The sequence below is a fragment of the Ramlibacter sp. genome (genome assembly GCF_036383835.1).
In the GTDB taxonomy this organism is placed as follows: domain Bacteria; phylum Pseudomonadota; class Gammaproteobacteria; order Burkholderiales; family Burkholderiaceae_C; genus Ramlibacter.
Genome location: NZ_DASVNN010000060.1, coordinates 1 through 21,492, shown reverse-complemented (window position 1 = coordinate 21,492; position 21,492 = coordinate 1). Strand labels below are relative to the sequence as shown.

Genomic DNA, 21,492 nt, shown 5'->3' with positions numbered 1-21,492 from the left:
TTCATGCCGATGCAGATCCAGACTTCCACCGGCGACGCCGCCGCCGCCTCCGCCCCGACCGCCATCCCCACCCACGCGCCGGCCGCCCTCCCCGCGCGCCTCGGCCACATCCTCTGCCTCGACGATTTCGAGCGCGCGGCCCGCCGCCACCTGCCGGGGCCCGTGTTCGCCTACGTCTCGGGCGCGGTGGAGCGCAACGCCTCGCTGCGGGCCAACGCGCGCTCCTTCGAGCAGTACGAGTTCATCACCCGCGTGCTGATCGACATGTCGAAGCGTTCCACTGCCACCACGCTGCTGGGCAGGCGCTGGTCGGCGCCCTTCGGCATCGCGCCCATGGGCGTCAGCGCGCTGTCCGCCTACCGCGGCGACCTGGTGCTCACGCAGGCGGCCGCGCGCGAGAACGTGCCCATGATCATGAGCGCCTCCTCCCTGATCCGCATGGAGGAGGTCGTGCAGGCCAACCCGGAAGCCTGGTTCCAGGCCTACGTTCCGGGAAGCGAATCCGAGATCGTGGCGCTGGTCGAGCGGGTGAAGTTCGCCGGCTTCAGGACGCTGGTGGTGACACTCGACGCGTCGATCGCCTCCAACCGCGAGAACAACATCCGCGCCGGCTTCTCCACGCCGCTGCGCCCCAGCCCGCGGCTGGCGTGGGAAGGCATCACCCATCCGCGCTGGCTGTTCGGCACCTTCCTGAAGACGATCGCGCGGCACGGCATGCCGCACTTCGAGAACAACCACGCGCGGCGCGGCGCGCCGATCCTGTCGGCCAACGTGCTGCGCGATTTCTCCGACCGCGGCCACCTGACCTGGGAGCACTTCCGCCTGATCCGCCGGATGTGGCCCGGCCAGCTGGTGGTCAAGGGCATCCTGGACGTGCGCGATGCGCGGCTGGCCGTGGAGAACGGCGCCGACGGCATCATCGTGTCGAACCACGGCGGCCGGCAGCTCGATGGCACGGTGGCGCCGCTGCGCGTGCTGCCGGGCATCGTGCAGGCCTGCCCCCAGGTGCCGGTGATGATCGACAGCGGCTTTCGCCGCGGCACGGACGTGCTGAAGGCGCTGGCCCTGGGCGCGAAGTTCGTGTTCGTCGGGCGGCCGTTCAACTATGCGGCGTCGGTGGCGGGCGAAGCGGGTGTGCGCAAGGGGATCGCGCTGCTGCGCGAGGAGGTGTCGCGGGATATGGCGATGCTGGGCGTGACGGCGTTGTCGGAACTGGACGAGAGCTACCTGGTCACATCCTGAGGTCATCCCCGCGGAGGCGGGGATCCAGGGCGTTGAAGGAAGCCCTGGGTTCCCGCCTCCGCGGGAATGACGATTTATTTCGGCTTGCCGATCAGCGCAGCGATCGACCCGCCCTTCTCTTCCAGCTTCTTCCGCGCCGCTTCCGCATCGACGCCCAGCCGATGCATCGCGATCGCCGTCTTCACGTGGCCGCCGGCCGCGCCGAGCAGCTTTTCCGCTTCCTCGCGTTGCAGCCCCAGGGTGTCCATCAGGATGCGTTCCCCCCGGTCCTGCAGCTTCTGGCAGGTGACCTGCAGGTCCACCATCAGGTTGCCGTGCACCTTGCCCAGCTTCACCATGGCGCCGGTGCTGATGGTGTTCAGCACCAGCTTGGTCGCGGTGCCCGCCTTCATGCGCGTCGAGCCGGTGATCACCTCCGGGCCCACCAGCGGCGCGATCACCACGTCGTGCGTCTGCAGCAGTTCCTCGGACGGATAGGTGCACAGCAGGAAGCCGGTCTTCGCGCCCCGTTCGCGTGCGCGCTTCAGCGCGCCGTGCACGTAAGGCGTGGTGCCGGAAGCCGCGATGCCCAGCACGAAGTCGCGCTCGTCGACGTTGCGTTCGTCCATCGCCCGCGCGCCGTCTTCGGGGATGTCTTCCGCGCCTTCCTGCGCGCGCAGCAAGGCCTCGTAGCCGCCGGCCATCACGCCTTGCACCATCTCGGGTTCGGTGCGATAGGTGGGCGGCATCTCGGACGCATCGAGCACGCCGAGGCGGCCCGAAGTGCCGGCGCCCACGTAGACCAGCCGGCCGCCGCGGCGCAGGCAGTCCACGACGAGATCGATCGCGCGCGCGATCTGCTGGCGCTCGTCGCTCACCGCGGCGGCGACCAGGCGGTCCTCGGCGTTGATCACGTCGACGATTTCCAGCGACGACAGCTGGTCGATGCGCTGCGTGCGCGGATTGCGCTGTTCGGTGAGCCGCGCGTCCAGCGGCGGCTTCGGCGGGTCGGGCTTGCGCGCGGCGTCCATCTTGCTCGGGGCGGCCTTCACTTCAGGCATGTGGAGAGATCCCATGGTAGAGATGAACCCATCCTGCCGCCACGGAAGGGACATGGATGTAGGAGCCCCATGCAAAACTGTGTGGTATCCCGGCCGCAGAGCCATGGGGCACGCCCCTGCCCAAGGCCCCGTGGGGTGGGCAAGCAAGCTTGCCCACCCTACCTCTAGCGCGCAGCCGCCCAGAGCAAGGTGAGGCCGGATACCAGCATCAGGCCGTCGATCAGCGCGCGGTAGATGCCCGGTGGCATCTTCAGCACGATGAACCGCCCGATGAAGGACCCGGCCATCAGGGTGACGCCGACGATCAGTCCTTCCAGGATCACGTCCGGCGGCAACGCGCCCAGCATCTGGAAGGTACCCACTTTCGCGCCGTACATGCCGATCGAGGCGGCGGCCTCGGTGCCGAGCAGCGCACCGCGCTCGAGGCCGTGGAAGGTGAAGAGCGGCACCGTCAGCGGGCCGGTGGACACGACCAGGCCGGTGAGCAGCCCGAGCGGCGCGCCCAGGAGCGCCAGGTGGGCCGGCGACAGCCTGATCTCGTGCCGCGCGAGCCAGCGTCGGACCGGGATCAGCGAGAGGAAGAAGAGGCCCAGCGCCAGTTCGGCCACGCCCGGCGGGATCGTGAGCAGCAGGCGCGCGCCGAGGATGGCGCCGGGGATCGCCGTGGCGCAGTACGCGGCGCAGGCGCGCCACCGGATGTCGCGCCACCAGGCGATCACGCGCCCCAGGTTGCCCAGGATCGCGGCGATCGCCATGATCGGCACCGCCTCGCGCGGGCCGAACTGGATCACCAGCGCCGGCATCAGCACCAGCGAGGACCCGGTGCCCACCACCCCGCCCAGCGTGCCGGCGAACAGCCCGAGGACGAGGACGAAGAGGTATTCCACGCGCGCGATCAGCGGGCCGGGCGCGCGCTCAGATCCACCGGCGCACCTGCTGCGTATAGGCCGTGTACTCGGCGCCGAACTTCTGCGCCAGCGCCTTTTCCTCGGGAGCGATCTGGAAGCGGTTCATGTACAGCACGTAGCCGGCCAGCGGCAGCACGCACAGCGCATTCCCCAGCATCAGGCCCCAGCCCGCGAGCGCGAACAGGAAGCCGAGGTACATCGGGTTGCGCGTGAGCTTGTAGATGCCGTTGGACACGACGGACGACGAAGCACCGGGCGTCATCGGGTTGACGGTGGTGTGCGCTCGGCGAAAGGCCAGCACGCCGGACACCGTGATCGCGGCGCCCAGGCCGACCAGCGCGCCGGCCAGCGCCCACGGCGCCGTGAAGAGAAGGGTGGGATGCGGGAAGGCGCGCGCCAGGAGCCACATCAGGGCGGCGGCAACGGCAACGACGGCGACGGGCGGGATGCGGAGCTCCAGGGAACGCATCGCCTACTCCCTCGATTTCCCGGCGCGTTCGATGGAGGCGATCGCCTGCGTTCTCGCTTCCTTGCCCAGTTCGATGGTCATGGGATGAACTACTTCCTGCCGCCCGCATTGAGTGCAACGGCCGACCGGATCAATGCCTTGAAGGCCGTCGCATCGACCTCCTCGCCCTCGCGGATGTCGATCGCGCGTCGCGTGTTTCCTTCCAGGCTGGCGTTGAACAGCTTCGATGGATCCGGCAGGGAAGCGCCCTTCGCGAAGGTCAGCTTCACGACGGCCTTGTAGGTCTCTCCGGTGCAGAGGATGCCTTCGTGCGACCAGACGGGCGTGCCGCGCCACTTCAACTCCTCGACGACGGCGGGATCCGCCTCGTGAATGAGCTTGCGCATGCGGGCCAGCGTCGCGCCGCGCCAGTCGCCGAGTTCGGCGATCTTCCGGTCGATCGATGCGGAGGCCGACTCGGTGTCCGTCGGTGCAGGCTTGGTCATGCCCCCATGGTAGACGGCTTCGTTCGCCCGCGAATCATCCGCACGGGCGGACTCATTGCTTCTTCGCCAGCTTGTGATACTGGAAGGTGCCGCGGATCCCCTGCACGTACAGGTAGAAGAAGATCAGCGCCCAGACCACTCCCGCGGGCTTCCCGCCTTCGGCGAACATGAGGGCTTTCGAGATGACGAAGTACGCCAGCATCGCGACCGCGGCGAAGCGGCTCTTTCGGTAGATGCCCCAGGTGAGGCCGCCCACCAGCAGGACGTCCACCATGTTCCAGGCGTCGAATCCGGCGATGCTGGTGCCGGCGATCGCGAGCAGCGTCACGGCCAGCGTGATCACGGTGGAACAAGCGCCGGCCATCCACGCCTGCCGGATCTTCTTCAGCACGTCGTCCGGCACCTCGAACACCGGCTCCACATCGGCCACCGCCGCCTCGGGCGGGGCATACAGGTTGCGCTCCATGAGTCCTCCTCCTTCGGGTCCCATGGGCTTATAGCAAGCGGCGCGAGCGGCAGCCACCGCCTCTTGGGGCGGTTGCGCCGGCGCGATGCGCGAGCGGTGCGTGCAGGCCGATGTGCGGCCAGGAAACGATGCGCCGCTACTGCTTCAGCGCGCGCAGGCTGCCGAAGTACTCGCGCATCACGGCACGCAGGCGGTCCGCGCCGGGGCGGCCCCAGTCGCGCTGCAGCTCGCACGCCAGGCCCAGCACCGAGACCGGCTTCACGCCGGCCTGGATCATGCGTTGCATCGCCGACTCGTGCGACACCTTGCTCACGCCGCCGATCGCATCCGCCACCACGTAGACCTCGTAGCCGGCGCGCAGCGCATCGAGCGCGGGGAAGGCGACGCAGACCTCGGTCCAGAGGCCGGCGAGGATCAGCTTGCGGCGGCCGGTGCGCTCCACCGCCTCGCGGAAGTCGGCGTCCTCCCAGGAGTTCAGCGTCGTGCGATCGATCTCGGGCACGCCCGGCAGTACGGCACGCAGTTCCGGATTCGTGCCGGTCATGCCGTGCTTCACGTAGACCGTGGAGAGCACCACGGGCAACTCGAACGTGGTGGCGATGCGGCCGAGGACCGTCACGTGCGCGAGCAGTTCCTGGTGCCCCATCGATCCGACACCGGCGTACTGCTCGGGCTGGTAGTCGATGAGGGCCAGCACCGCGTTCTGCGGGGTCAGCAAGGGATCGGTGCGCGGATCGCGGACAGGGGTGACGTCGGACATGGGGCCTCCGGTGGGACGTGTCGTGGAAGAAAGGCCATTGTTGTCGCGGTGCGCGCCCCGCACAAATGGCCGCGCAGGAAGAAGGGGCGCGGTCAGCCGTCGGTGGACTCGTAGGCCTTGCCCACGTGCCTGGAGATGTATCCGCTGAGCCCTCTTCCGGCGGCGGCAAGCTTCTTCATCTCCTCGACATGGATGGCCCCGGGCTTCGCGTAGGTGTAGCGGTACGTGACGCCGTCCCTGAACTTCACGCCGATCCAGTCCGGGCCGACCTCGTAGGCGACGACGCCGGAATTCCCGCTGAGGTTCCGGTAGTGCCGCATGCCCGTGCCTTCAACCCGTCTTCCTTCTGCGAAGCCAGCCCAAGGGCCAGGCCACCGCAAGCGAAGCCGGCAGGGCCATTCCGAGCGAAAGGACGCCGGCGACGAACAGTGCGCGCCCCATGGTCTCCTGGGGATCCCTGCGTTCGTAGTACTGGCGCAGCATCGCCACGGACGGATCGCGCGCGTCGTAGGCGACTTCCGTGACGGGCGCCGACAGGTATTCCCGCGCCCCGCTCTCGTCCGTGCTGGAAGTACTCGTGTGGTAGCCCACGCCGTCCACCTCGTACTTGTAGCGGACCTGGTAGGACTCGTGCCTTCCCAGGGTTCTCGTGACCCCGTCGACGCTTGCGCGCGTGAAGCGGGGGGCTTGCGCAATGGAGGCGAGGATCGTCACGCGCTCCTTCTCCCCGGATCCGAAGAAATAGAAGATGCCCGAGGAGAGGATCGACAGCAGCAGAAGAAATCTCATGAGTGACAGCACTGCGCGTTATCCCGAACCCTCGCACTTCTGCAGCTCGCCTTTCATTCATCGACAGCCGCAGGAAGAGGCCCGGTATGCTCATCTGTCCAAGGATGCCATATCGCTCGGGACTTGCGAAACGCGATTCGGCCAGGTCGCGCCCAAGCCCCTTCCGAAGCGCAGCCACGGCCCGTGCCCCATACTCCCCCTTTGTTTGGGAGATCGCATGAGCAAGGAATGGAGCGCCGCCGTGGCCGCGGCAGAGTCTGCGGCAGAAGAGAAGCAGGCCGCGGAAGAGATCGCCCACGAGCGTTTCCGGGCCGTGCGTGCCGAGATCGAGACTTCGGGCAGCAACGTGCAGGTCACCGACAGTCCCGAATTCCACCGCTGGATGGCGGCACGCCATGCATCCGATGCCGCCTGGGGCGCCTGGGCCATGGCCATGGACGCCAAGCCCGCGTCCTGAACTGGCGCACGCCTAGCTGCACCACTCCGCGATCCGCTGCGCGACATCCATCCACAGCGCCCACGCCGCCGTGGCCGCGAGCAGCAGGCCGGCGATGCGCGTGCCCCAGTCCTTGCGCAGCGCATTGCCCCAGGCCTGCAGCTGGCGCAGCGCCGCCGGGGCCAGGCCCAGCGAGATCCCGCTGCCGATCGCGAACAGCGCCATGCTGGCGGCGCCTTCGAGCGCACCGCCTGACAGCGATGCGACCAGCAGCGCCGAGTACAGGAGACCGCAGGGCATGAAGGCCCACAAGGCGCCGGTGGCCACCAGCCCGCCACGCCTTTGCGCCAGCGGACGCACGCGCGACCACACGCCGCGGCCCGCCGATTCGACCCACGCGGGCTGGCGCGCCTGCGCCAGCAGGATCAATCCCCACGCGAGCACGGCCAGGTGGAACAGCGTCCACGCCGGCTTCAGCGCCGCGGTGTGCTGCGACAGCCAGGCGAAGCTTTGCACCGCGAGACCCGCCGCCCCGCCGGCAACCGAATAACCCAGCAGCCTTCCGCCCTGGAAGGTCCACATCCCGCGCGCCGGCGGTGCGCCCACCCCGCGGATCACGCCGCCGCAGGCCGCGCCGCACATGGCGAGGCAGTGGGGCCCGCCCGCCAGCCCCATCACGAACGCGGTGCCGGCCAGCGCCAGATTCATGTCAAATGATCCGCGAGAAGCGCGCGCGGTTGCGATCGGCCTGCAGGTACCTGTCGAACTGCATGGCCACCGCGCGCACGAAGAACCAGCCTTGCGCCGTCACCTGGATGCCGCTGTCGTCGACGACGACCATGCCCTTGTCCTCCAGCTCGCGCATCTGCTCCATTTCGGCGGCGAAGTAGGCGCGAAAGTCCAGCAGCCAGGCGAGCTCGATCGACTCGAACACCACCTGTCCCTGGCACATGAGCGCCATGATCACGGCGCGGCGCGCGAGGTCGTCGCGCGACAAGGCCAGTCCGCGCGCCACCGGCAGCCGGCCCTGGTCCAGGTCGTCGCAGTATTCGTCCATGGTCTTGGCGTTCTGGCTGTAGGTGGCGCCCACCTTGCCGATCGCGGAGACGCCCAGGCCGATCAGGTCGCAGTCCGGCTGCGTGCTGTAGCCCTGGAAGTTGCGGTGCAGGCGGCCCTGGCGCTTGGCCACGGCGAGCGCGTCGCCGGGCAGCGCGAAGTGGTCCATGCCGATGTAGACGTAGCCCGCGCTCAGGAAGGCGACCAGCGCCTGCGACAGCATCGCGACCTTCGCGCCGGCGCCGGGCAGCTCCACGGAAAGGATGCGCCGTTGCGGCTTGAAGCGCTCCGGCAAGTGCGCATAGCCGTACAGCGCGATGCGGTCCGGCCGCAGGCTCGCCACCTGCGACAGCGTGCGCGCGAAGGATTCGGGCGTCTGCCGCGGCAGGCCGTAGATCAGGTCCACGTTGATCGAATCGAAGCCGATGCGGCGGGCGTCCTCCATCAGCGCGGCCACCTGCGCATGGGGCTGCACGCGATGCACCGCCTTCTGCACGTCGGGATCGAAGTCCTGCACGCCGAAGCTGATGCGGTTGAAGCCCAGGTCGGCGAGCACCTGCAGGCGCTCGGCCGTCACGGTGCGCGGGTCGATCTCGATGGAGCACTCGGCGCCGGGCGCCACCGCGAAGTTCCGGCGCAGCATCGCCAGGAGCTCGCGCAGTTCCTGGTCGGACAGGAAGGTCGGCGTGCCGCCGCCCAGGTGCAGCTGGCTCACGGGCTGGCCGGTGCCCAGCACCGCCGTGTGCAGCTCCACTTCGCGCGTCAGGTAGCGCAGGTAGGGCGCGGCGCGGTCGTGGTGCTTCGTGATGATCTTGTTGCAGGCGCAGTAGTAGCACAGCGACTCGCAGAACGGGACGTGCACGTACAACGACAGCGGCGTGGCCAGCGCGGCCGGGCCGTCGCGGCGCTGCGCCAGCGCCTGCTCGTAGTCGGGCGCACCGAAGGCCTCGACGAAACGGTCGGCGGTGGGGTAGGACGTGTAACGCGGTCCGGGCACGTCGAACTTGCGCAACAGTTCGGGGGAGATGGGCAGCGTCATGGCTTGTTTCCTGCGGGGATGCACCACTGTGCGTCCTGCGAAGCCCGGCGCGCTTGATTTGCATCAACCGGGGCGGCATCCCGGCCGGGACAATTTGATGCAGGTCAGAGGGCCCCCTTCGGCCCCGCACGAGAACCCGAATGAACGACACCGATCCCGGCACCGCGCCCCGCCTGAGCCCCGCCGCCATCAAGGTGGCCTGCTCCAACTGCAACCTGCGCGAGCTGTGCATGCCCATCGGCCTGAGCGAAGGCGACATGGCCCGCATCGACGAAGTGATCAGCGCGCGCCGCAAGGTCAGGCGCAAGACGGCGCTGTTCCGCAACGGCGAGAAGTTCCACGCGCTGTACGCGATCCGCACCGGCGTGTTCAAGACCTGCGTGACGGCGGAAGACGGCCGCGACCAGGTCACCGGCTTCCAGATGGCGGGCGAGATCGTGGGCCTGGACGGCATCGTCAACGACCGCCACACCTGCGACGCGATCGCGCTGGAGGACGCGGAGGTCTGCGTGCTGCCCTTCGACCGCATCGGCGAGCTGTCGCGCGAGGTGGACGCCCTGCAGCACCACCTGCACCGCGTGATGAGCCGCGAGATCGTGCGCGAGCATGGCGTGATGCTGCTGCTGGGCACCATGCGCGCGGAAGAGCGGCTGGCGGCCTTCCTCCTCAACCTCGTGCAGCGCCTGCAGGCGCGCGGCTTCTCGCGTTCCGAACTGGTGCTGCGCATGACCCGCCAGGAGATCGGCAGCTATCTCGGCCTCAAGCTGGAAACGGTGAGCCGCACCTTCTCGCGCTTCGCCGAAGAAGGCATGATCGACGTGCACCAGCGGCACGTGCGCATCGTCGACGTCGAGCGCCTGCGCGGCATCCTGTCCGCGCCGGGCAGCCCGTTCTAGCGCCCGCCGGTGCGGCCGGCGAGCCGGCGAAGGAGAGGCGCAATGGATGCGAGAGCCCTGCGGACCCTGTTGCTGGCTGCCACGGTGGCGATCGCCCTTCCCCCTGCAGCCGGCGAAACCGTCGCGCCGTCCTGCGAACTGCCCGCCAGCGACGTCGATCCGTTCACAGACCGCGCTGGCATCCTCGCGCGCTACGAACGCCTGCCCCCTGCCTGCCTGTACGAGATCTTCCTGGCCTGCAGCGCGGCCGCGAACGAGTCCCTGCTGGACTTCGGCACGGCCGCCGTGTGCTCCTTCGGCTACGAGGCCTTGTTGAGCCAGGGATTCGGCGGGAACTTCCGGGCATTGATGGCGTGGTGGCGGACGCAGCAGGGTCACCCCACGCAATGAATCGCCAGAGGTCCTCTGCTGTAGGAAGCAGAGGACGCGGATTGCGGCCCGCCGCGCCTGTACCCGGCGGCAGCTCGTCCCCATCATGGATGCATGGCAACCACTCAAGGAGTTTCAAGCATGAACAAGCACCAGGTGAAGGGCATGGCGAACCGGGCCACGGGCGAGATCAAGCAACAGGTCGGCCGCATGACGGGCGACACCACGCTGGAGGCGCGCGGCCACGCCCGCGAGGCCAAGGGCAGGCTGCAGCAGGGGCTGGGCGACGCGAAGGAAGCCGTGCGCCACGAGGAGCGCGAATCGGAGCGCCGCGAGATCGAGCGCGACATGGATCGCGGCACGCGCAGCCGGCGCTGACGAAAGCGCATCCTTCCCGTCCGTCATCCCCGCGCAGGCGGGGATCCAGGGCTTCCTGAATGCTCTGGATCCCCGCCTCCGCGGGGATGACGGCTATTGGGGGTGACGGCTATTCGGTGGTGACGGAGGTCGTGCCGCCGCTCGCCTGGCCGACGTCCGATGTCGCGGACGAAGTCGATGGCGCCGGCGAAGGCGACGACGATGTCGAAGAGGTCGACGATGTCGAAGGCGACGACGGCGGCGACGACCTGCTGCCCGGATCGGCGTCGTAGATCGGGACCGAGTTGCCCCCGAGGGTGGACATGTTGCCGCGCGGCGCCGGTTCGCTGCGCACGCCGGGTTCCACGCGCGTGACCGGCGGGCTGCTGCGCGCCGGGGCTGGCGTCTCCGGCCGCGGATACACCTGCGTCCCCGTGATCGTGTCCGCCGGCCGCGCCGATTCGAGCGGACGCGGGAACGAGGGCACGCGTTGCGGCAGGTTGTCGACGATCACCGGGGCGCTGGGCGGCACGGGCGGCAGCGAGGCACGCGGCGGGATCGGCGGCAGCGCCTGGGCGGGCGGCAGCGGCGGGAACTCGCTCAGCATCTTCGGCGCGGGTTCCAGCACCGGCGGGTCCAGCTTCACTTCGGGCAGGTTCGCCGGCGGCACCGCCGCCACTTCGGGCGCGCTGGGCGTCGGCGGCGCGGTGTTGAACACGCTGCTCCACCAGTCGCCCATCTGCTGCATCAGCGGTTGTTCCTGCTTCAGGCGCGGTGCGGAAAAGCTCGCCTTGGCGTCCACCAGGCCGGCCTTCGTGCCCTGCTGCATGAAGTCGCCCACCACGAACAGCGCGTTGTGCGCGCCCTGCCCCCAGTATTCGCTGCGCATGGTCACGCGGTTGTCGTTGAAACCCATCCAGGCGCCCGCCACCAGGCGCGGGTGCATCAGGATGAACCAGCCGTCGGTGTTGTCCTGGGTGGTGCCCGTCTTGCCGGCCAGGTCGCCGCTGAGGCCGAAGCGCGGACGCAGGCCCACGGCGGTGCCGCTGTCGATCACGCCGCGCATGGTGTCCAGCAGCTTGTTGGCCGCCTCGCCGGACATCGCGGTTTCGGGCGAACGCGAGGTGAAGCTTTCCAGCACGTTCCTGTTGCGGTCCTCCACCGCCGTCACGATCTGCGGCTCGATGTAGCTGCCGCCGTTGGCGATGCTGCCGAACGCGGTGACCATTTCCTTGAGCGTCACCGGGCTGGTGCCGAGCGCCAGCGAGGGCACTTCCTGCAGCTTGCTGTCGCGCACGCCCATCGCGCGGGCCAGCCGCGCCACCGCCGACGGCCCCACGCGCATCATGACCTGCGCGGTGATGGTGTTCTTCGAGCGCGCCAGGCCGTCGCGGAGCGTCATCGGCAGGTTCGTGGTGCCGTCGATGTCGGTCGGCCGCCAGGTCTTGTTGCGGTCGATCTGGATCTCCACCGGCGCGTCCATGAAGGTCTCGAACGGCGACATGCCCATCTCGAAGGCGGCGCCGTACACGAAGGGCTTGAAGGTCGAGCCCGGCTGGCGGCGCGCCTGCTGCACGTGGTCGAACTTGTCGTCGGCGTAATCCCGGCTGCCCACCCAGGCCTTCACCTGGCCGTTCTGCGGGTCCAGCGCCAGGAAGCCGGCCTGCAGCATGGTCTTCTGCCGGCGCAGGTTGGCCATGAAGCGGTCGTCGGCGCGCAGGTCCTTGAGCGCCTGCTCCTCGCCCTGCCCGCCCTCGCGCGCGGCCTTGTACTCGGGCGTGTCCTTCATCCACGCGGTCACCAGGTCGCGGTGGGTGCCCCAGAAGTACTCGAAGGGCGAGACCTTGCTGCGATGGTTCGCATAGGCCGCCGGATCGCTGCCCAGGGCGATCAGGCCGCTGCGGCTCCATTCGACGTCGGCCACCGACTGCAGCGCCTTGGCCTGGCGCTCCACCGCCTTGTTGGCCATGTCCTGCAGGCGCGAATCGATGGTGGTGCGCACCACCAGGCCGTCGGCATAGATGTTGTAGTCGTTGCGGTCGGCCCATTCCTGCAGCCAGCGGCGCAGGTATTCGGTCAGGTGCGGGGCCGTGCCGTTGAACTCGCGCACGCGCTCGAAGTCGAGCTTCAGCGGCTGCGCCTTGAGGCTCTCGTAGCGGGCCTTGGGCAGCTTGCCTTCCTCGGCCATCATCGCCAGCACGGTGTTGCGGCGCTCCAGCGCCCGCTCGGGATTCATCACCGGGTTGTAGTAGGCCGTGCCCTTGAGCATGCCCACCAGCGTCGCGGCTTCCAGCTCGTTGAGGTTCTTCGCGGACTTGTCGAAGTAGGTGCGCGCGGCCATCTCGATGCCCCACGCGTTGTAGAGGAAGGAGACGGAGTTGAGGTAGGTCTCCAGGATCTCGTCCTTGCTGTAGATCGCCTCGAGCTTCAGCGCGGTGATCGCCTCCTTGACCTTGCGGGTGACGGTCTGCTGCCGGCCGATCTCCTCGGGGTACAGGTTGCGCGCGAGCTGCTGGGTGAGGGTGGAGCCGCCCTCCACGTCGCCCGCCAGCGTGTTGACCACCGCCTTGCCGGTGCGCAGGACGTCGATGCCGTGGTGGTCGTAGAAGCGGCGGTCCTCGGTGGCCAGCAGCGCCTGCACGACCTTGGGCGAGATGTCGGCGAGCTTGACCCAGTCGCGATTGGCGCGCTTGAACACCGCCAGCTCCTTGCCGTCGGCGGACAGCACGATCGACGGCTGCTCCTGCTTGACCTTGCGGATGTCGCCGATGCTGGGGGTGAACGGGTAGACGGCCGCCACGTACAGCACGAGCGCCAGCGGGATCGCGAACACGGTCCGCCAGGGATGCCTGCGGATGGCGCCACCGACACGCCGGAAGAATCCCGGCTCTCCCTCGACTACTCTCTTCATGGTCAGTTTCCTGGTGAGAGCGCCAATCTAGGGCTGCGGGTCGTGGCCCGACTGTAGGACGCCCACGCGACGGAACGTTGGCTTTGCGCCGAGCGTGCATTGCGCGCGGACGACAAACCGTGAGGGCTGTGCGCCCGCCGCCTACATGGCCTGTCGCCGGCGTCCGACGCGGCGTTCGACGGCCGGTCGCTCGCGGCGCGCTGGCTGAACCATGATCGGCGCCCATGCTGCTCGTCACCCTCGCCCTCCAGCCCGCCACCTTCGTGGCGCGCCTGCTGCCCGCGCGCGCGCGGCCGCGCGTGACACGCTGGTATGCCGCGCCGGTGCGACATGGCGCCACCCGCGCGATCGAGCCGCTGGCCGGGGAGGTGACGCTGTACTGCCGCGAGGGCGAAGCGTGGGTGACGGAAGACGGCTGCGTGAAAGACGTCGTGCTGCAGGCGAAGGAGAGCTACCGGCCGCCGCCCGGCCGGCAGCTGTTGGTGCATGCGCTGCACGGGGATTGCATGCTGGAGATCCGGGTCGACGAATAGTCGTCATTCCCGCGAAGGCGGGAATCCAGAGCGTCCGGAATGCCCTGGATCCCCGCCTGCGCGGGGATGAGGGGGGTCACCCCAGCGGGTCCGCCAGCCCGTGCTTCAACGCATACCGCACCAGCTCCGTCGGGTTGTGCAGCCCCAGCTTCTGCATCAGGTTCGCCTTGTGCGTGCTGACCGTCTTCACCGACAGGTTCAGCTGGTTGGCGATGTCGGTCACCGCATCGCCCGCCACCAGCAGGCGGAACACTTCGAACTCGCGGTCCGACAGGCTCTCGTGCGGCGGCGCGTCGCTGGCGCCGGGCATGGCGCCCAGGGCCAGCTGCTCCGCCACTTCCGCGCTGATGTAGGCGCCGCCGCCGGCGATCTTGCGGATCGCGGCCTCCAGCTGCGCCGGCGCGCTTTCCTTGGTGAGGTAGCCGCTCGCGCCCGACTTGATCGCGCGCACGGCGTACTGCATCTCCTGGTGCATGCTGAGCACGAGGATGCGCAGCCTGGGCTTTTCCGCCTTCACCAGCTTGATCAGCTCCATGCCGCTGCGCCCCGGCATCGACAGGTCCAGCACCAGCACGTCGAACTCCAGCTCGCGCACCCTCTGCATCACCTGCGTGCCGTCGGCCGCCTCGCCGGCGACCGTGAACTCGGCGACGTCGCCGATGATGCGCTTCAGGCCTTCGCGGACGATCGCGTGGTCGTCGGCCAGCACCACGCGGATCATGCTTCGGCCTTTCCGAGGGGGATGCGCGCTTCGACGCGTGTGCCGGCCCCGGGACTGCTGTCGACCCGCACCTCGCCACGCAGCAGGTGGGCGCGTTCGCGAAGGCCCACGAGGCCCAGCGAATGCGGCTTGCGCGGATCCTCGGGGCGGAAGCCCGTGCCGTTGTCCTGCACCCGCAGCAGCAGGGCGCCGTCCCTGGGCCGCAGTTCGACCAGCACCTCGGTGGCGTTGGCGTGCTTGGCCACGTTCTGCAGCGACTCCTGCACGATGCGGAAGATGCCGGTGGCGTACGGCTCCTGCAGTTCCAGGGATTCGTCCACCAGCAGTTCGCAGGGCACGCCGGTGCGCTGCGTGAAGTTCTGCGCCGCCCACTCGATCGCCGCGACCAGGCCCAGATCGTCCAGCACCAGCGGCCGCAGGTCGGCGGCGATGCGGCGCGTGGACGCGACGGCGCTGTCCAGCACCGCCAGCATCTGGGCGATCTTCTCCTGCGCGGCTTCGTCGGCACCGGGCACGTGGTTGCGGAGCCACATCGTGTCCATCTTCAGCGCGGTCAGCGACTGCGCCAGTTCGTCGTGCAGCTCGCGGGCGATGCGCGACTTCTCCTGCTCGCGCACCCCGGCGGATTCGGCGGCGAAGGCGGCCAGCTCCTCGCGCGCCCGCACCCGCTCCGTCACGTCGCGCAGGATCACGGTGTAGAGCTTGCCCTCGGGCGTGTTCAGCTGCGAGATGGAAGCGTCGATGGGGAATTCGCCGCCGTTCTTGCGCAGCGCATACAGCACCGTGGTGTCGCCCATGCGGCGCGTCGTGGTGCCGGTGGCGCCGAAGCGGCGCACCTGCTGGCCGTGGGCCGCCCGGTAGCGCGAGGGAATGAGCATGTCCAGCGGCTGGCCCCGCACCTCGTCGGCACTCCAGCCGAACATCCTTTCGGCGGCGCGGTTGTACAGCACGATGCGCTGCGCGTCGTCCACGCTCACGATGCCGTCCATGGCGGAATCGAGCAGGCCGGCGAGGCGCGCGGCGGCGTTCTGGTCGGTGAGGATCGTGTCGGTCACGCCGCGAATTTACCGCACGGGAGCAGGCACCTGCCGTTCCTTTCCTACACCCCGCGCCGGGGCGTCCTGACAGTTCGCCGGAAACCGCCGGCCCAGACTGGAAACCCGAACCTTTGTCGCACATGAAGTGTTGGCCATCGAAGATCCGGTCCTGAACCCCGGCGAAGCGGCGCCGTCCACCGAGGCATCGCCGCAGCGCCTGCGCAGCCTCGCGCGCGCCGTGCAGCACGACATCCTGCGCCGGCTCACGCCGCCGCTGCGCCACGACATGGTGGTGCACCTGCAGTCGCTGGGCATGGTCGCGGACGCGCTGGGCGCCCGGATGGAACGCGGCGCCGTCGCACCGGAGGACCTCGCGGGCTCGGTGTCCAAGCTGAACCGGCTGTCGCGGCAGGCCGTGGCGCGATGCCTGGACGTCTGCTCCTGGATGGAACCGGCCGAGGACGACACCGCCATGCTGCGCGACGGCGTCGCGGAAATCGTGCGCCTGCTGTCCCCCGGCCTGAACTTCCGCGGCTTCGACCTGCGCATGGAACCCGGCGACGGCGAGTTCGCGGTCTCGCGCTCGGCGCTGCGCTTCCTGCTGGCCGCGGCCCTCCTCACGCTGACCGATGCCGCGCCGGCACCGGGCGACGTGATCGTGCGCACCGAACATGCGTCCAGCCTCGGCGTGGTGGCGATCGAGTACCTGCCGCAGCCGGAAGGCAACTTCACCCTGCTGCACGAGTCCGGCGAGGCGCCGCTGTCCTGGGTGGAAGTGCAGGCACTGGCGGCGCAGCACGGCGTGGAGCTGCTGCGGCACGGCCAGGGCATCGTGCTGCGCCTGCCGCGCGCGGTGGCGACTACACCGCTGAAGATGGCTCCGGTGTAAGCGCGGCGGCGTCGCCGAGGCTGTCGATGAAGGCCTCCAGCTCGCCGATCGGCAGCGGCCGGCAGAACAGGTAGCCCTGGTAGCGGTGGCAGCCCTGGCGCGCGAGGAACGCGCGCTGCTCTTCCGACTCCACCCCCTCCGCGATCACCTGCAGGCCGAGGTTGCGGCACAGCCCGATGATGGTGCCCGCGATGGCGGCATCGTTGCCGTCGGTGAGGATGTCCTTCACGAAGGCGCGGTCGATCTTCAGTTCGTCGATCGGCAGCCGCTTCAGGTACGAAAGCGACGAATAGCCGGTCCCGAAGTCGTCCACCGACAGCCGCACGCCCATGTCCTTCAGGTTGCGCATCTTGGCGATGGCGGTGTCGATGTTCTCGGCCAGCAGGCTTTCGGTCAGTTCCAGCTTGAGCCGGTCGGGCCGGATGCCGGCCCGGCGCACGCAGGTCACCACCTCGTCGATGAAGTCCGGGTGGCGGAACTGCCGCACGCTCACGTTCACCGCGATCGACAGGTGCTCGCGGCCGGGATGCCGCTGCCAGGCGGCGAGCTGCGCGCAGGCATGCTCCAGCACCCAGTGGCCGATCGGGATGATCAGCGAAGTCTCTTCCGCCGTCGGGATGAACTGGCCTGGGTGCACCAGGCCGCGCGTCGGGTGGTCCCAGCGCAGCAGCGCCTCGACACCGCTCATGCGCCCGTCCATGCCCACCTGCGGCTGGTATTCGATCTGCAGGTGGTTCTCGCGCCAGGCCTGGCGCAGGTCGGCCGCCAGCGCGGCGTTCTCGCTCGCCACCGCCTGCATCTCCGGGTCGAAGAAGCGCACTGCGTTGCGGCCGGAGGCCTTGGCCTGGTACATGGCGAGGTCGGCCTGCTTCAGCAGCTCGTTGACGCTGGACGGCGTGCGGCCGAACAGCGTCACGCCGATGCTGCAGGTGCTGTGGTGCAGGTAGCCGGGCAGCACATAGGACTCGCCCAGCGCTTCCAGGATCCGCCCGCTCACCACGCGCGCGGCCGTCAGCGGATCGAGCCGCTTCTCCGGCGTGTTCTCCAGCAGCACCACGAACTCGTCGCCGCCCAGGCGCGCCACCAGGTCGCCCTTGGCCAGGCAGTTGCGCAGGCGTCGCGCCACCTGCTGCAGCAGCAGGTCGCCCTTCTGGTGGCCCAGCGTGTCGTTCAGCACCTTGAAGTTGTCGAGGTCGATGAACATCAGCGCGCCTTCGTGCGCCGGCCCGTGCTCGCCCACCGCGGCATGCAGCCGGTCGAGCAGGTGCTGGCGGTTGGGGAGCTGCGTGAGCGGGTCGTAGAACGCGAGGTACTGGATCTTCTCCTCGTCGCGCTTGCGCTCGGTGATGTCCCGGCCGACCGCGACCCAGTGGGTGAGCTGGCGCTGCTCGTCCCATACCGGCGACAGGTCCAGGTCGACCCAGTAGGGCTCGCCGGCCTTGGTGTAGTTGACGATGTCCACCCGCACGGGCTGCCATTGCTCCAGCGCGGAACGGATGCGATCGAGTTGGGCGCGGTCGGTGTCCGGGCCTTGCAGGAAGCGCGGCGACTGGCCGATCACCTCCTCGCGCGTGTAGCCGGTGCGGCGCTCGAAGGCTTCGTTGACGAACACGATGCGGGGGCCCGGATCGCGGAACGGCCCGGCCTCGGTGATCATCACGCTGTCGTTCAAGCGGGCGATGCTGCCTTCCAGCAGCACCAGGTGCTGCTGCGCGCGACGCCGTGCCGTGACGTCGCGCAGATGCAGTGCGAGGCCCGCGCCGAAGGGAAAACCGCGCAGCTCCAGCCAGTGCCGGCCCTGCGCGTCCAGCTCCTCCAGTTCGACGCCCTCGCCCGCTTCCAGGGCGGCGGTCAGCTTCTCTTCCAGCACCAGCCGCACGCGCTTCTGGAAGAAGCTCCAGATGCGGCGGCCGGGCACCGGCTCACCTTGGCCGCCGAGCAGCTGTTCGGCCTGCTCGTTGGCGTAGCTGATGCGTCCATGGCGGTCGAGGGTGACGAAGGCCTGGCCGCTGCCCAGCGCGCCGCCCATGCTCACGGTGTGCCGCAGCAGCGTGCCTTCGGGATGGCCGGCCGGCGCGATCTCCTGCACCAGGCCTTCGGCGCCGGTGATGCGGCCGCCCGCTGCGCGCGTCGGCTGGCCGGCGCAGCGCACCCAGATGCGCCGCTGCTGCAGGGTCTGGACCTGGACTTCCAGGTCGAAGGGCGTGCCCTGTTCGAGGCAGGCACGCAGGTGCGCTTCGAGCGCGGGCCGATGCTCGGGCGCGAAATGCGCGAACACGTCCTCGAAGGGCGGCGCGTACCCCGGCGCGGCGCCGTGCAGCCGCGCGAGCTGGTCCGACCAGTCGAGCTGCCGCGATGCGGTGGACAGGCGCCAGAAGCCGACGAAGGCCTTGCGCTCCACCAGCTCGAGCAGCCGGCCTGGGTCTTGCGGGAACGGCGAATCCATGGTCCTGGAGCCATCTTACGGGCGCGGAGCGCGTCCGTGGGCGCTCATCAGGCCCGCTCCTACCCGCGAAGTCGCCGCCTTCCGCCGCGCCGGACGCCCCTCTTGCGGCAGAGTCGCATCAGGACCCAAGCCCTCCCCTGCCATGCAGCCCACCGTTTTCATCGTCGAGGACAACAGAGACATCCACGAGAACCTCGTCGAGGCGCTGGAAGAGCTCACGCCCGTGCGCGTGGTGGGCGGCGCCGCGACCGAGGAAGCGGCCATCGCCTGGCTGGCGGCGTCGGACGGCTGGGACATCCTGATCGTCGACCTGTTCCTGTCCGGCGGCAGCGGCCTGCACGTCGTGCAGCACGTGCGGCGCACGCACGCCGGGCAGAAGATCGTGGTGTTCAGCAACTACGTCAACGCCAACGTGCGCAAGCGTTGCGCGCAGCTCGGCGTCGACGCCGTGTTCGACAAGTCGACCGAGATCGATGCGATGGTGGACTACTGCGCCCAGGGCTGGGCGCCGCCGCCCTCGCCGGGACAGCCCGCCGGCCGGCTCGCCCGGTCGTAGGGACACGCGTTCAGTTCCGCCGGCGTGAGCCGCAGCAGCGTCGTCATGGCGCAGGCGCCCATGGTCACGATCCAGAACGCGAAAAACGACAGCGTGTACGCGGCCTGCCGCGACCAGCCGAGCGTGTGGCCGGACCACTGCAGCTCGTGCGGGTCGACGAAGGCGAACACCAGCAACTCCAGCACGCAGGCCGCCAGGAAGGCGGGCCAGGCGATCCACATCAGGCGTTGGGCCATGCTTGTCTCCTTGGGCGTAGGGGCCGTCTGCGCGGCTTCAGGGTTGGGCCACGGGCGTGGCCGCGTGGTTGCGGCCCTGCAGCGCCGGCAGGTTGGCCTTGTCCTTCGCGGCCAGGGTCTTGTTGATCTCCATGCCGCGCCGGTAGTAGTCGGCCTCGATCACGGGATCGGGCGTGCGCACGGCAATGATCAGTGTCGCGATGCCCGCCACGATCACGGCGGCGGGTCCGCCGAGGATCATCCAGACGAACCCATGCTTCCACCACGGCTGCGCCTCGGTCATTTCGTCATTCGTCATTCGTCATTCCCCCTTTTCAGCGCGGCACCAGGAACACCGACTTCTCGCGCACGTGGACGTCGCCGCCCGCGGTGGCGATGTCGAAGTGGATCGGATGGGAGCCGGCGCTCGCCGCGCCGTAATCGACCTGCAGGCGCACGGCCACCCAGCGCGATTCGGCGGGGCCGACTTCCACCAGCGGATCGGACGCCACGGAAAGACCCGACAGGCCGTCGGCCGTGATGCGATAGCGCTGCGTCTGTTCGGTGGCATTCATCACCTGCAGGCGGTAGACGTTCTCCAGCTTGCCGCCGGACACGATCCGCGAGAGCGCGGCGCGGTCGCGCACCACGTCGACCTTCAGCGGCATGCGCATCGCGAGCGTCACCATCATCGCCGCGGTGAGTGCGACCAGTACGCTGCCGTAGATCAGCACGCGCGGACGCAGAACCCGCCTGACGATGCCCTCGCGGCCCTGGCCCGTGGCCAGCGCGTTCTGCGTGGTGAATCGGATCAGGCCACGCGGATAGTTCATCTTGTCCATCACGCCGTTGCACACGTCGACGCAGGCGGCGCAGCCGATGCACTCGTACTGCAGGCCGTTGCGGATGTCGATGCCGGTGGGACAGACCTGCACGCACAGGGTGCAGTCGACGCAGGAACCCAGCCCCAGCATCTGGACGTCCGCCTTGCGGCCCCGGGAGCCGCGCGGCTCGCCGCGGGCGGCGTCGTAGCTGACGATCAGGGTGTCCTGGTCGAACATCGCGCTCTGGAAGCGCGCGTAGGGGCACATGTACTTGCACACCTGCTCGCGCATGAAGCCGGCGTTGCCGTACGTGGCGAAGCCGTAGAAGAACACCCAGAACACTTCCCAGGAGCCCATCTTCGTCTGCAGGAAGGCCAGTCCCAGGTCGTCGATCGGCGTGAAGTAGCCGACGAAGGTGAAGCCGGTCCACACGGCCAGGACGATCCACAGCAGGTGCTTGTAGGCCTTGCGCACCAGTTTCTCGAGCGACATCGGCGAGGCATCGAGCTTCATGCGGGCGCCGCGCTCGCCTTCCACCTTGCGCTCGATCCACAGGAACATCTCGGTGTAGACGGTCTGCGGGCAGGCGAAGCCGCACCACAGGCGTCCGGCCACGGCGGTGAATAGGAACAGCGACAGCGCGCTGATCACCAGCAGGCCGGTGAGGTAGATGAAGTCCTGCGGATAGAGGACGTAGCCGAAGATGTAGAACCGCCGCGCCCCCAGGTCGAACAGCACCGCCTGCCGCTCGCCCCATTGCAGCCAGGGCAGGCCGTAGAAGACCATCTGCGTGAGCCACACGAAGGCCCAGCGCCAGCGGGCGAACAGGCCGGTGACCGAGCGCGGATAGACCTTCTTCTCGGAAATATATAGTCCCTGGCGCTCGCCTTCCTCCGAAGCCGGGATGGGGGTGATGGGGATGACCTTCATGTCGACCGATCATCGGGTCATGCGCGGTCGCGGCACTTGATATTGATCAGACGCAAGCTTCTTCGTCATCCCCGCGGAGGCGGGGATCCCGGGCGCCCGGTTTTTCTCCCTCTCCCCT

25 protein-coding genes are annotated in these 21,492 nt (G+C 69.0%); 8 read left to right on the top strand and 17 right to left on the bottom strand.

The window, feature by feature from the left end; all coding sequences use genetic code 11:
- The first annotated feature begins 3 nt into the window (after positions 1 to 3).
- Entirely contained in the window at positions 4 to 1,242 is a 1,239-nt protein-coding gene (locus VF522_RS09675) for an alpha-hydroxy acid oxidase (RefSeq protein WP_414709485.1), read from the top strand.
- Positions 1,243 to 1,316: 74 nt separating this feature from the next.
- On the opposite strand, the gene murQ is transcribed toward VF522_RS09675, so the two are convergent.
- The 8 genes from murQ to VF522_RS09635 all read right to left on the bottom strand — a co-directional run bounded on the left by murQ (position 1,317) and on the right by VF522_RS09635 (position 6,159).
- Positions 1,317 to 2,282: an N-acetylmuramic acid 6-phosphate etherase gene (murQ, locus tag VF522_RS09670; protein WP_330908040.1), complete on the bottom strand. Its 966-nt coding sequence runs from the start codon at positions 2,280 to 2,282 to the stop codon at positions 1,317 to 1,319.
- Positions 2,283 to 2,446: 164 nt separating this feature from the next.
- Positions 2,447 to 3,169, bottom strand: a complete 723-nt coding sequence (locus VF522_RS09665) for a sulfite exporter TauE/SafE family protein (RefSeq protein ID WP_330908039.1) — start codon at positions 3,167 to 3,169, stop codon at positions 2,447 to 2,449.
- 28 nt (positions 3,170 to 3,197) lie between these two features.
- On the bottom strand, positions 3,198 to 3,659 hold the full coding sequence (locus tag VF522_RS09660) for an isoprenylcysteine carboxylmethyltransferase family protein (RefSeq protein ID WP_330908038.1): 462 nt from the start codon (positions 3,657 to 3,659) through the stop codon (positions 3,198 to 3,200).
- An 89-nt stretch (positions 3,660 to 3,748) separates the two neighbouring features.
- The gene (locus VF522_RS09655; protein WP_330908037.1) at positions 3,749 to 4,144 is read right to left on the bottom strand and encodes a DUF1801 domain-containing protein; all 396 of its coding nucleotides are present in this window, start codon (positions 4,142 to 4,144) and stop codon (positions 3,749 to 3,751) included.
- A gap of 52 nt (positions 4,145 to 4,196) precedes the next feature.
- Complete coding sequence (locus VF522_RS09650) at positions 4,197 to 4,610, bottom strand: hypothetical protein (protein ID WP_330908036.1); 414 nt, start codon at positions 4,608 to 4,610, stop codon at positions 4,197 to 4,199.
- Between the two features lie 136 nt (positions 4,611 to 4,746).
- Positions 4,747 to 5,370, bottom strand: coding sequence for a hydrolase (locus VF522_RS09645; protein WP_330908035.1), 624 nt, complete (start codon positions 5,368 to 5,370; stop codon positions 4,747 to 4,749).
- Positions 5,371 to 5,462: 92 nt separating this feature from the next.
- Positions 5,463 to 5,690, bottom strand: a complete 228-nt coding sequence (locus VF522_RS09640) for a hypothetical protein (RefSeq protein WP_330908034.1) — start codon at positions 5,688 to 5,690, stop codon at positions 5,463 to 5,465.
- 10 nt (positions 5,691 to 5,700) lie between these two features.
- Positions 5,701 to 6,159, bottom strand: a complete 459-nt coding sequence (locus tag VF522_RS09635; RefSeq protein ID WP_330908033.1) for a hypothetical protein — start codon at positions 6,157 to 6,159, stop codon at positions 5,701 to 5,703.
- A 217-nt stretch (positions 6,160 to 6,376) separates the two neighbouring features.
- On the opposite strand from VF522_RS09635, the gene VF522_RS09630 reads away from it, so the two are divergent.
- Positions 6,377 to 6,616 carry a hypothetical protein gene (locus VF522_RS09630; RefSeq protein ID WP_330908032.1) on the top strand — a complete coding sequence of 80 codons (240 nt, stop codon included), beginning with the start codon at positions 6,377 to 6,379 and terminating at the stop codon, positions 6,614 to 6,616.
- A 12-nt stretch (positions 6,617 to 6,628) separates the two neighbouring features.
- Here the strand turns inward: VF522_RS09630 and VF522_RS09625 are convergent, their stop codons facing one another.
- Complete coding sequence (locus VF522_RS09625; protein ID WP_330908031.1) at positions 6,629 to 7,303, bottom strand: sulfite exporter TauE/SafE family protein; 675 nt, start codon at positions 7,301 to 7,303, stop codon at positions 6,629 to 6,631.
- A gap of 1 nt (position 7,304) precedes the next feature.
- Entirely contained in the window at positions 7,305 to 8,690 is a 1,386-nt protein-coding gene (hemN, locus tag VF522_RS09620) for an oxygen-independent coproporphyrinogen III oxidase (RefSeq protein WP_330908030.1), read from the bottom strand.
- A 173-nt stretch (positions 8,691 to 8,863) separates the two neighbouring features.
- Here hemN and fnr point away from each other — a divergent pair, with 173 nt between their 5' ends.
- The 3 genes from fnr to VF522_RS09605 all read left to right on the top strand — a co-directional run bounded on the left by fnr (position 8,864) and on the right by VF522_RS09605 (position 10,333).
- Entirely contained in the window at positions 8,864 to 9,586 is a 723-nt protein-coding gene (gene fnr / locus VF522_RS09615; RefSeq protein WP_330908051.1) for a fumarate/nitrate reduction transcriptional regulator Fnr, read from the top strand.
- A gap of 42 nt (positions 9,587 to 9,628) precedes the next feature.
- Positions 9,629 to 9,976 (top strand): hypothetical protein, encoded by a 348-nt coding sequence (locus VF522_RS09610; RefSeq protein WP_330908029.1) that lies wholly within the window; start codon positions 9,629 to 9,631, stop codon positions 9,974 to 9,976.
- Between the two features lie 120 nt (positions 9,977 to 10,096).
- Positions 10,097 to 10,333: a CsbD family protein gene (locus VF522_RS09605; RefSeq protein ID WP_330908028.1), complete on the top strand. Its 237-nt coding sequence runs from the start codon at positions 10,097 to 10,099 to the stop codon at positions 10,331 to 10,333.
- Between the two features lie 109 nt (positions 10,334 to 10,442).
- Here the strand turns inward: VF522_RS09605 and VF522_RS09600 are convergent, their stop codons facing one another.
- Entirely contained in the window at positions 10,443 to 13,223 is a 2,781-nt protein-coding gene (locus VF522_RS09600) for a penicillin-binding protein 1A (protein WP_330908027.1), read from the bottom strand.
- A 224-nt stretch (positions 13,224 to 13,447) separates the two neighbouring features.
- On the opposite strand from VF522_RS09600, the gene VF522_RS09595 reads away from it, so the two are divergent.
- The gene (locus VF522_RS09595) at positions 13,448 to 13,756 is read left to right on the top strand and encodes a DUF2917 domain-containing protein (protein ID WP_330908026.1); all 309 of its coding nucleotides are present in this window, start codon (positions 13,448 to 13,450) and stop codon (positions 13,754 to 13,756) included.
- 76 nt (positions 13,757 to 13,832) lie between these two features.
- On the opposite strand, the gene VF522_RS09590 is transcribed toward VF522_RS09595, so the two are convergent.
- The gene (locus VF522_RS09590; protein ID WP_330908025.1) at positions 13,833 to 14,477 is read right to left on the bottom strand and encodes a response regulator transcription factor; all 645 of its coding nucleotides are present in this window, start codon (positions 14,475 to 14,477) and stop codon (positions 13,833 to 13,835) included.
- Positions 14,474 to 15,532 carry a PAS domain-containing sensor histidine kinase gene (locus VF522_RS09585; RefSeq protein ID WP_330908024.1) on the bottom strand — a complete coding sequence of 353 codons (1,059 nt, stop codon included), beginning with the start codon at positions 15,530 to 15,532 and terminating at the stop codon, positions 14,474 to 14,476. Before VF522_RS09585 ends, VF522_RS09590 begins: the two co-directional genes overlap by 4 nt.
- Positions 15,533 to 15,662: 130 nt before the next feature.
- On the opposite strand from VF522_RS09585, the gene VF522_RS09580 reads away from it, so the two are divergent.
- Positions 15,663 to 16,403 (top strand): hypothetical protein, encoded by a 741-nt coding sequence (locus tag VF522_RS09580; RefSeq protein WP_330908023.1) that lies wholly within the window; start codon positions 15,663 to 15,665, stop codon positions 16,401 to 16,403.
- Here the strand turns inward: VF522_RS09580 and VF522_RS09575 are convergent.
- Positions 16,375 to 18,849, bottom strand: a complete 2,475-nt coding sequence (locus tag VF522_RS09575; RefSeq protein ID WP_330908022.1) for a sensor domain-containing protein — start codon at positions 18,847 to 18,849, stop codon at positions 16,375 to 16,377. The genes VF522_RS09580 and VF522_RS09575 overlap by 29 nt on opposite strands.
- Positions 18,850 to 18,991: 142 nt before the next feature.
- On the opposite strand from VF522_RS09575, the gene VF522_RS09570 reads away from it, so the two are divergent.
- Positions 18,992 to 19,405, top strand: a complete 414-nt coding sequence (locus VF522_RS09570) for a response regulator (RefSeq protein ID WP_330908021.1) — start codon at positions 18,992 to 18,994, stop codon at positions 19,403 to 19,405.
- Here the strand turns inward: VF522_RS09570 and VF522_RS09565 are convergent.
- The 3 genes from VF522_RS09565 to ccoG are packed head-to-tail and all read right to left on the bottom strand — an operon-like array spanning position 19,336 to position 21,374.
- Positions 19,336 to 19,641 (bottom strand): hypothetical protein, encoded by a 306-nt coding sequence (locus tag VF522_RS09565; RefSeq protein WP_330908020.1) that lies wholly within the window; start codon positions 19,639 to 19,641, stop codon positions 19,336 to 19,338. The genes VF522_RS09570 and VF522_RS09565 overlap by 70 nt on opposite strands.
- A 37-nt stretch (positions 19,642 to 19,678) precedes the next feature.
- Positions 19,679 to 19,939: a FixH family protein gene (locus tag VF522_RS09560; RefSeq protein WP_330908019.1), complete on the bottom strand. Its 261-nt coding sequence runs from the start codon at positions 19,937 to 19,939 to the stop codon at positions 19,679 to 19,681.
- 16 nt (positions 19,940 to 19,955) lie between these two features.
- The gene (gene ccoG, locus VF522_RS09555) at positions 19,956 to 21,374 is read right to left on the bottom strand and encodes a cytochrome c oxidase accessory protein CcoG (protein ID WP_330908018.1); all 1,419 of its coding nucleotides are present in this window, start codon (positions 21,372 to 21,374) and stop codon (positions 19,956 to 19,958) included.
- Positions 21,375 to 21,492 lie beyond the last annotated feature (118 nt).

What these genes read in the sequence shown, in the direction of transcription:
- VF522_RS09675 (WP_414709485.1), top strand. Translation starts at nt 4, where the DNA reads ATGCCGATGCAGATCCAGACTTCCACCGGCGACGCCGCCGCCGCCTCC.
- murQ (WP_330908040.1), bottom strand. Translation starts at nt 2,282, where the DNA reads ATGCCTGAAGTGAAGGCCGCCCCGAGCAAGATGGACGCCGCGCGCAAG.
- VF522_RS09660 (WP_330908038.1), bottom strand. Translation starts at nt 3,659, where the DNA reads ATGCGTTCCCTGGAGCTCCGCATCCCGCCCGTCGCCGTCGTTGCCGTT.
- VF522_RS09655 (WP_330908037.1), bottom strand. Translation starts at nt 4,144, where the DNA reads ATGACCAAGCCTGCACCGACGGACACCGAGTCGGCCTCCGCATCGATC.
- VF522_RS09650 (WP_330908036.1), bottom strand. Translation starts at nt 4,610, where the DNA reads ATGGAGCGCAACCTGTATGCCCCGCCCGAGGCGGCGGTGGCCGATGTG.
- VF522_RS09645 (WP_330908035.1), bottom strand. Translation starts at nt 5,370, where the DNA reads ATGTCCGACGTCACCCCTGTCCGCGATCCGCGCACCGATCCCTTGCTG.
- VF522_RS09640 (WP_330908034.1), bottom strand. Translation starts at nt 5,690, where the DNA reads ATGCGGCACTACCGGAACCTCAGCGGGAATTCCGGCGTCGTCGCCTAC.
- VF522_RS09635 (WP_330908033.1), bottom strand. Translation starts at nt 6,159, where the DNA reads ATGAGATTTCTTCTGCTGCTGTCGATCCTCTCCTCGGGCATCTTCTAT.
- VF522_RS09630 (WP_330908032.1), top strand. Translation starts at nt 6,377, where the DNA reads ATGAGCAAGGAATGGAGCGCCGCCGTGGCCGCGGCAGAGTCTGCGGCA.
- VF522_RS09625 (WP_330908031.1), bottom strand. Translation starts at nt 7,303, where the DNA reads ATGAATCTGGCGCTGGCCGGCACCGCGTTCGTGATGGGGCTGGCGGGC.
- hemN (WP_330908030.1), bottom strand. Translation starts at nt 8,690, where the DNA reads ATGACGCTGCCCATCTCCCCCGAACTGTTGCGCAAGTTCGACGTGCCC.
- VF522_RS09610 (WP_330908029.1), top strand. Translation starts at nt 9,629, where the DNA reads ATGGATGCGAGAGCCCTGCGGACCCTGTTGCTGGCTGCCACGGTGGCG.
- VF522_RS09605 (WP_330908028.1), top strand. Translation starts at nt 10,097, where the DNA reads ATGAACAAGCACCAGGTGAAGGGCATGGCGAACCGGGCCACGGGCGAG.
- VF522_RS09600 (WP_330908027.1), bottom strand. Translation starts at nt 13,223, where the DNA reads ATGAAGAGAGTAGTCGAGGGAGAGCCGGGATTCTTCCGGCGTGTCGGT.
- VF522_RS09595 (WP_330908026.1), top strand. Translation starts at nt 13,448, where the DNA reads ATGCTGCTCGTCACCCTCGCCCTCCAGCCCGCCACCTTCGTGGCGCGC.
- VF522_RS09590 (WP_330908025.1), bottom strand. Translation starts at nt 14,477, where the DNA reads ATGATCCGCGTGGTGCTGGCCGACGACCACGCGATCGTCCGCGAAGGC.
- VF522_RS09575 (WP_330908022.1), bottom strand. Translation starts at nt 18,849, where the DNA reads ATGGATTCGCCGTTCCCGCAAGACCCAGGCCGGCTGCTCGAGCTGGTG.
- VF522_RS09570 (WP_330908021.1), top strand. Translation starts at nt 18,992, where the DNA reads ATGCAGCCCACCGTTTTCATCGTCGAGGACAACAGAGACATCCACGAG.
- VF522_RS09565 (WP_330908020.1), bottom strand. Translation starts at nt 19,641, where the DNA reads ATGGCCCAACGCCTGATGTGGATCGCCTGGCCCGCCTTCCTGGCGGCC.
- VF522_RS09560 (WP_330908019.1), bottom strand. Translation starts at nt 19,939, where the DNA reads ATGACGAATGACGAAATGACCGAGGCGCAGCCGTGGTGGAAGCATGGG.
- ccoG (WP_330908018.1), bottom strand. Translation starts at nt 21,374, where the DNA reads ATGAAGGTCATCCCCATCACCCCCATCCCGGCTTCGGAGGAAGGCGAG.